The organism is Tenacibaculum aquimarinum, assembly GCF_022478115.1.
GTDB lineage: Bacteria > Bacteroidota > Bacteroidia > Flavobacteriales > Flavobacteriaceae > Polaribacter > Polaribacter aquimarinum_A.
The window spans coordinates 101,594-109,535 of sequence record NZ_JAKGSC010000007.1 but is presented as its reverse complement, the minus strand read 5'-3'; the positions used below and the strand labels follow the sequence as shown (position 1 = coordinate 109,535).

Below are 7,942 nucleotides of genomic sequence, written 5' to 3'. Positions count from 1 at the left end.
ATTGTAAATTATCAAGATGAAGCATTTTTTGATGGGCTAAATGGTGGTATTTATACAATTCATATTCGTGATAAAAACGGATGTGGAGTTACTACACATACAGTTGCTGTTGTAGAATTTCCAAAATTCTTTACTCCTAATAACGATGGTGTTAAAGATACCTGGATTATTAAAGGTGTAAACACAACTTTTTATCCTGAAAACAGTGTTATTATTTACAATAGACAAGGTAAGGTAATTAATGAATTTAGTTTTAGCTCACAAGGTTGGAACGGATTTTATAAAGACAAACCAATGCCATCTAACGATTATTGGTTTAAAGCAACCTTAGTTGACACTAATGGAATTGTAAGAACTAGATCTGGACATTTCTCATTAATTAGAAGATAAAATAGCAAGTAATCGCGTTAAGGATTGTAGCAATTGTTTGAGCTCTTTTTTGAAGCATGAAAAAAAAGCGAGTGCGGAAAGCCTGACGTAATAAAAAAGGAGTTATACATTTTAGTATAACTCCTTTTTTATTGGGTAACGCCCAAATAGTTTTAATTACCTTTTAAAGAATCTATCTTCTTTTGTAATTTTTCTATTTCGATGTTTTTGTCTTGCTGAACAGTGTTCATTTTTAACGAATCTATTTTTGCAATTTGTTGATCTAAATTATAGACCATAGATGGATTATTTTTGAAATAATTGTTTGTGGTTTCACTTTCTTTCCAAGCTTCTGCCAATTGCTCGTATACAGAAACATCCCACTTACTTGGGTGTTTTGCATCTATCCAAACTACATCTCTATATTCGCTATCTACAAGCGCTAAATCTGGTGTTGCAGAGCCATCAAATTGCTGCGCATTTGTTTTACTAATAGCAGAAACGGTACCTAAGAAAAACATTCTTTTACGTCCTGCAATATTTTTTATATACGGTCTAAACTCAACCGGAGAATTTGCACTCCAATCGTATTCTTTACGAGATTCTACAACTTTTAAAGGCATTGCAGAAACACCTGCATAACCTTGTTTTTTGGAAGCGTGATCGTAATAATACAGCTTATCTGTACCATCTGCAGGAATAAAAACACTGTAGGTTAAACTTGTACGCTCATATCCTACTGGCTCTAAACCAAACCAATGATATAAACCAGAATATGCACCTGTTTGTGTGTCTGAAAAATTAAAATCGGTTACATAAGGTTGCTGATTTTGGTCTTTTGGTAAATCAGGAATTTTTACTGCTGTTTCCATATTCCACGGTAAAGGATCTGAAAAACCTCCAATAAATTTTAAAGATTCTGCTTGTAAACGAGATACTTTTTCTGCTAAAGTATTTTGCTTTGTTAAATATGGGTGATTTTTCATTTCCTCAGGAGAAATGTAAGTTCCTACTCCCATTAAAAGACGTTCAAAATACTCATGTTCTCCACTATCTACAACCATAACGCCGCCAAAAGTTGGATAAGGAAAAAAGAAACCTTTCCATTTTATTAAACTAACTACTTGCACCCATTTTCCTGCATCATTTTTCATGTAAAATGTATCGCTTGGTTCCATGTCAAATAGTTGAAAAATATTGAAACGTTGCACAACAGCATTGTAGGTATTTCTACTAAATCGTAAAGATTCTCCTATTGAAAATGTTACTGGAATACGATTTTCTGAAGAAAAACGCGGAAAAGGAGTTGTACTAGAAACTGAAAAAACTTCTTCTGTATTGTCTCGCATTCCTTGCCAAGCATATTTCTCGGTTGGCTGAATTGCCATTGTCCATTTATTAACAGAATCTATACGAACCAAGTGGGGTAAAGAAACGTCTTTGGTTTCCCCTACCGATTCGTTTGCCATAGAAAATATGTTTCTTAATGGTTGAATTCGCTCATTTTGAGTTAGTGGAAGTTCAACAATTTCTATTCTGTTTAAATTATTGTATACATTATATGTTTTCATATAATCGTATAGTTTAAAATGCCAACCCGCAACATATAAAGCTCCGAAAAACAGCGTTAAACCAAGTAAGATCCCAATTCTTTTTCCTGTACTTGCAGATTTTCTAAAACTTCTTAAGCCGAAGAAAAATACTACAAAACTTAACAGAATTATAAAAATGTATTTTCTAAGAAATAATAATGCTGGTTGAAAATCGTCTCTTAAGATGAATGCTGTAAGCAATAAAATAAAAACAAGAATTAATACTATTGTTTTTTGCTTAGCTCCTTTTTTCCAATATCTTTTTATCATAATTTAATTTTATAACAATCCTTTATCTTTTAATCTTTCTCTTGCACTTTTTTCTTGTGCTTTTGGCTCTTCTTTCTTCTCAATTGTGCTTGAAGTTACATCTTCGTTAACTTCAGTTTTATCGGCTTTTAAATCTTCTATAAAGTCTTTTCCTTTTTCTATAGTATCACTTACTAAATCTTCTAAAGAATCTGATTTTTCATCAATTACTTCGCTAGATTTAAAGATAAAACCTGCTAAATACGTTCCTAATAATGTTCCGAAAATCATAGAAGCAAATAATGATAATGTTGCTAAATCAAGAGGAATTAAAAACTTAGTAATTACAATTCCTATTAAGAATAAAGCGGTTATAAAAACCAATCGCAACAATAATGATTGCTGATATAAAAATCCTTTTTTGTCTTCGATTTTCATTTGTAATTCTTTCGAATTCATCATTTTATTAAAAAAACGATAGATTCCATTTCCTTGAGATTCTCTCCAATACAACAATGCTCCAAATAAAATTGCTGCTATAAATACAATGAGTTCTAGTGTCATAATTTTTGTTTTTATCTAACTCTATAAAGTTAGTTATAATTTTTAGAAATTAGTTTTTATGGTATTAATTACCCATTCTTTCATAGAATCGTCCCAAGTTTTGTATTGCTTGTAAAACTCTTCTTTATCATACCAATACAAGAATAAAATATCTTTTGGAGCTACGTTAACTAAGAGTTTCCAAATTAAATCTTGATGATTTGGTTTTAATGATGAATGCGGATTATGTAATGCAAAATACACTTCACTATCAACAATATCTTCAATTTTATAGTCTTTATTTACTTGTACTTTTTCAAGGTAACGCTCTACTCCCATTACTTTTTTACGAGCATTCATTTCTAACTTATTCAAATATCCTTTAAACAACATTTTATCATCTAAAATATCTTTTATTGGGTGTTTTGGGTCTTTAACTAATTCAGACAGCACATATTTTTTAATGCGTTCGTAACGTTTCAACGTCATTTTCTCATCTAAATCAAACTCTGCAATAGAATGATTTCGAAGTTTCTCCATTAATTCTGGATGCGAGATATGATACATTAAAACATCGTGTATTGTATCTTGTATAGCTTCTTTATACGTTGCTTCACTTTCAAAAACCAACATTGGTAATATAAAATCTCTTAACACATAAATACCTCCAAAAGCCTTAGTATAAAAAGAATCTGTAGTAAAACTAACGGGTTCTAAATTCAGGTCTCTTTCTCTTAAATCTCCATATTTTTTTGCTGATGCTAATAACTGCTGATGAATGGTTTCGTCTATAAAATTATTGTCTTTATGAAACAATTCAACCAAAGCTAACTGTTCTTTCTTTGCCTTATCTAAATCATTGATTAAAAGAAACTTAACAGTAACATCTTTATATCGTAAAACATCTAATGGATCGTAAAAAACATCGATATTTTGATCAAAATCTACACAAATTGCAGAATCTCTTGTAATATTATTAATTTTATCTCCATGTTTCTGAAACACTAGCTTCATTAAATCTCTATCATAAGAATGAAACGGATTGTAAACTGGCAATCCTTTTTGCAAGGGTGTAATTAGAATACAATGCGGATTGGCTTCACCATTATTTAAATAGCTTGGATTATTTTTTTCTTCAGCAATTTCTGGACTCCAACCAATTCCGTCTATAGTAAATGATGCTAATTTTGTTTCTGTAAAACCTAATTTTAACAAGCATTGGTTGTATCGCGCAACTAATTTTCCACTAATGGGAATTAATTCACTTCTATATAAATTTGCTTCTTTTAATTTTTGCATTGTTACTTTCTGTCATTCCTGCGAAGGCAGGAATCTATATTTATGTTTCTTTGGATTCCTGCCTTCGCAGGAATGACAAGTTTACTTTTTTAAACTTATAGTTTGATTATAATGCTTTACACTTTCTTCTATTGATAAATTCCAGTCTTCTACTTTTATTGGGGAAATATTATTATTTTTCAAAAGACTAATAGCCTCTTTAATTATACCTCTTACACTTATATATTTTGGCATTTTAAAACCATAAACCTTTTCAATAATTAAACAGTTAGAATTCCAAGAATAATTTCTTTTTCCTTTTTCATATAATTTATTAAAAACAAATCTTGGAATAAATTGATTTTCTTGTTTAGGATTAAACAAAATCACAATTTTTATCCATTTTCTTGGCTGAGAATCTTGTTCATCTGATATAGTTACTGAATAATCATCTATATATCCAAAAACAGAAACTTCATTTTTATCAAAACCATTATAAATAAATTGCTGAAACAAACCTTTTTTCAAAGATTTTTTTTGAACTTTCTCCCTTAATTTATCTCCAAATTTATAATTTAATGTTCCAACTAATAATGTTATAAAAATTAAAACAGTTGACAAACCAATTATCATATCCAAAAGTTCATTTGAATTGTAATTCAAAAGAATAACTGGAAATATCGCTGCCAATGCAACACCAAAAACTGGAAGATAATATTTTACAAAATTAGCTTTCATTAATATTTTTTTGTCATTTCTCCGAAGGCATGAATGACAACTTTAATAATTCTTACTTTCCAAACTGTTCTCTAGCTTCTAAATCAATATTCATTTGATTTACTCTTGCATCTACTTTTCTCTTGAAATCTGTATCTGCAATGGTTGCTACATTATCTAAATAACGTACCACTTCTTGTCTTCTAATTTCAGAAAAATCTAACCCTTTCATGTTGCCTTTCATTAATTCTTGCAACATGTTAAACTTTGTTTCGTAATCTTTTTTGAAATATGTTTCTGGATTTTCGAACCAATCTGGTTCTAAATCGAAATCAGTCAAACGCAGTGAAATTGCACTTTGAATATTACGTACATCTCTTGAAGAGAAAAAAGGAAATATTTTCTGAATTTCTTTATACAAACTTGCAAAGAACATATGCTCATTTGCTTTATTAGCGTTTTCAGCTCTGTCATAAGCTTCTAAAACACGCTCTTCAGTTGGTTTTTCGATACTATTTAAAATATCTCCCATATTTTTAGTCAAACCTTGATCTGCTAAATATTTATAGTCTGAAGGCCCTAACATATTTACAAATGCTGGCATTGTTTTTTCAAACTTTTTCCACCAAATATAATCTTGGTCTAAAAAGTCGTGCTCAGTTCTTGCTCCATCAATTTTAAACCTTCCTTGTACTCTAGAAATTACAGCTTTGTCTAGCATTTCTGGTAAATTGGTAAATAATCCGATTGAAGAATTACCATAATTTACAGCATAAGCACCTTCAGTATAACGTAAGAAAACTCCAATAACTTCTTTTACACCTGCAGAAACTCCTTGTGCAGTTCTTTCTTGTAAATTGTTTTCTGCATCATCAATTGGTGCAAAAATTAATTTAGTTGGATCTTGCATTGGCTTCATCCATTCTACCATTTTTTCTGCTGAACCACCTTGAAAAGTACTAATTAAAGTATCTGGCATTGGGTGAAACAAAAACGGAATATCTAAATTATCTGAATGTTCTTTTAAACGTGTTGCAATTGCAGCAATTAACATCGATTTTCCTGTTCCTGGAATTCCGTAACCCATAAAAACAGGCATAAATCCTCCTAATTCTTGAAACGGATTTTTCTTTGCATCAAAATCGTAACTCAACATTCTTTCTGTTAATCTACGTCCAAAATGTTTTGCGTCTTTATTACCTACAATTTGCTCGAACTGAATTTTATTAAACTCAATACTTTTTGCAGTTCCTTGAAAAACATTATCCCAACCAGAAACAGCAAACTCGCTATTTTCTAATTTGTATGTTCTATCTACAATAGTTTCTGTGTACTCTAAACTACTTTTACGTAACTGAATTTCATCAATTAAAGCTTCAAAATAAACAACTGTAAAATCAATTACATCTTTGTCTGATTTTATAATATCTGGGTGCGATAAATACTTATCGAAATAAAACAAACTACACGCAATTCCTTTTAAAGGAGACATTAAAGAAACCTCTGGAATACCAGCAAACTTTTGTTTCATTACAGATAAATCATCCGAAGAAAACGGTTTTAAATCGTGTAAAACCTTATACGAAGTAGCAAATAATTGAAACGCCGTAGCAGTTTGCATTTTGCTTTCAAACTCACGTTTTCCGTTATTATCTAAAGCCGATTTACGTTCCGCTAGACTTGATAAACCTGAAGCGTCATTGTAGCTATCTTTAATCCAAATTCCTAATGTTAATCCTTCTTGAACCGCATATAATGTTTTGTTCAAGTTGATGGGAATTGCTAAAGAATCTGGCAATAACCGCTTTTTTAACGCTAATATTGTTTTAGAAACTGATGTAATTTCTACACTACTTCCGCTATTTGCTCTTGACAAATACAGTAAAATTGATTCATCTTTGGCATTATTATCTTTATTCTTTGCTCTTGCTCCTTGCTCCCATTGAACAGATTTTAAATATCCACTCGCTTCATCACGAAGCATATTGAGTTCATTTTGCTTTATTGGAAAAGTTGAGTTGTGTTCCATGTTTTTTTCTAAATATCAATTTTTAAATCAGAAACTTGTATTGGCTGTTTTACCAATTTATTCAATATTTCTGGTGTTTTATTGTGCAATAATTGTATAATTCTGTGTGGAGCAAAAACGTATTTTTTTTGCTCGACTTCATTCCATTTTTGCATGGTTTGTTTTGAGAAAAATCCGCCTTCTTTAAACGTATCTCCAGAGAAAACCTCATCAATTTTCAAAGACAATGCATAACTTTCTAATGGTATTTCTTTCTTTGCAATTCCTTCTAGAATTGCGTGTGTAATTTCGTTTTCATCTTTTGCAAATACGTTGTGTAACGGACCTAAATCGATTCTTTTTATATGCTTTGGATGAATATCTGGTAATTTTCTGTCTATATTATATGCCATTGTATCTAAAGACATTTCTCTATCGGCACTTTCTTTTAAGACTTCATAAATTTTGTCTTTATAATCATTTACACGTTTACCTTCATAATCGAAATACATAAAACAGATAAAGGGTCTATTATGTGAAACATCATAAAAACTCCAACTTGTCATTAATTCTCCATGACTATTTTCTGGTGAGTTTAAAATTTTTCCTTGAACAAATCTGTTATAAATATATTGCTGATTTACAGATGAATAATACACAATTGAAGCTGCTTGAAACAAACGACTTCTTTTAATAGGTTCTTTTTTTCTTAATAGTGTATCTAAGAACTCATTTTTTATAGAATATGAATCGTTTAGCTTTGATAAAAATTCTTTTTTAAGCTCTAAATCGTTATACAAATACCTGAATTCAAGATAATTTGGAAAACCAGATTCGGTTAAATCTACTTTCATATTATCCTCTTCATCATACATATATTTTACTCGCATTGCTTCAATTGAATACAATAATAAGTCTGAATATTGTTTGAAAAAAGTAAGTTCTTGCTGATTGCACAAATCTTGTCTTTGTACATTAACTAGTAATTCTTTCAGCGCAAAATCTACCATTTTATGATAGAAAACATATTGTTCTTTGGAATCTAAAGTTGCAGAATCTAATGGTGTTGTAATCATTTTTAAGACACTATTTTCTCTAATTATTACGAACATTCATTCGCGTTAAGGATTGAAATGACATCCTTTTTCTTTTTCAGAAAAAGATATAATGTAAAGCCTGACCTTCT

The 7,942-nt window shown here is 30.2% G+C and carries 7 protein-coding genes; 1 reads left to right on the top strand and 6 read right to left on the bottom strand.

Translation table 11 applies throughout. The annotated features are described in order from the left end of the window. Positions 1 to 390 (top strand): T9SS type B sorting domain-containing protein (locus L1S33_RS12065; protein ID WP_240562514.1); only part of this gene is annotated, 390 nt, incomplete at its 5' end. A 152-nt stretch (positions 391 to 542) separates the two neighbouring features. Here L1S33_RS12065 and L1S33_RS12060 read toward each other — a convergent pair. The 6 genes from L1S33_RS12060 to L1S33_RS12035 form a co-directional block, all read right to left on the bottom strand. Then, complete coding sequence (locus L1S33_RS12060; protein ID WP_240562513.1) at positions 543 to 2,231, bottom strand: hypothetical protein; 1,689 nt, start codon at positions 2,229 to 2,231, stop codon at positions 543 to 545. A gap of 9 nt (positions 2,232 to 2,240) precedes the next feature. Then, positions 2,241 to 2,774, bottom strand: coding sequence for a hypothetical protein (locus L1S33_RS12055; protein ID WP_240562512.1), 534 nt, complete (start codon positions 2,772 to 2,774; stop codon positions 2,241 to 2,243). 42 nt (positions 2,775 to 2,816) lie between these two features. Then, entirely contained in the window at positions 2,817 to 4,052 is a 1,236-nt protein-coding gene (locus L1S33_RS12050; RefSeq protein ID WP_240562511.1) for a DUF6638 family protein, read from the bottom strand. Between the two features lie 81 nt (positions 4,053 to 4,133). Beyond that, on the bottom strand, positions 4,134 to 4,769 hold the full coding sequence (locus tag L1S33_RS12045) for a hypothetical protein (protein WP_240562510.1): 636 nt from the start codon (positions 4,767 to 4,769) through the stop codon (positions 4,134 to 4,136). 52 nt (positions 4,770 to 4,821) lie between these two features. After that, positions 4,822 to 6,777 (bottom strand): AAA family ATPase, encoded by a 1,956-nt coding sequence (locus L1S33_RS12040; protein ID WP_240562509.1) that lies wholly within the window; start codon positions 6,775 to 6,777, stop codon positions 4,822 to 4,824. 8 nt (positions 6,778 to 6,785) lie between these two features. After that, positions 6,786 to 7,868: a hypothetical protein gene (locus L1S33_RS12035; protein WP_240551908.1), complete on the bottom strand. Its 1,083-nt coding sequence runs from the start codon at positions 7,866 to 7,868 to the stop codon at positions 6,786 to 6,788. Between the last annotated feature and the right edge of the window lie 74 nt (positions 7,869 to 7,942).

Bases quoted from the DNA above. Each gene is read 5' to 3' on its own strand.
- L1S33_RS12040 (WP_240562509.1), bottom strand. From the start codon at position 6,777: ATGGAACACAACTCAACTTTTCCAATAAAGCAAAATGAACTCAATATG.
- L1S33_RS12035 (WP_240551908.1), bottom strand. From the start codon at position 7,868: ATGTTCGTAATAATTAGAGAAAATAGTGTCTTAAAAATGATTACAACA.
- L1S33_RS12045 (WP_240562510.1), bottom strand. From the start codon at position 4,769: ATGAAAGCTAATTTTGTAAAATATTATCTTCCAGTTTTTGGTGTTGCA.
- L1S33_RS12060 (WP_240562513.1), bottom strand. From the start codon at position 2,231: ATGATAAAAAGATATTGGAAAAAAGGAGCTAAGCAAAAAACAATAGTA.
- L1S33_RS12055 (WP_240562512.1), bottom strand. From the start codon at position 2,774: ATGACACTAGAACTCATTGTATTTATAGCAGCAATTTTATTTGGAGCA.
- L1S33_RS12050 (WP_240562511.1), bottom strand. From the start codon at position 4,052: ATGCAAAAATTAAAAGAAGCAAATTTATATAGAAGTGAATTAATTCCC.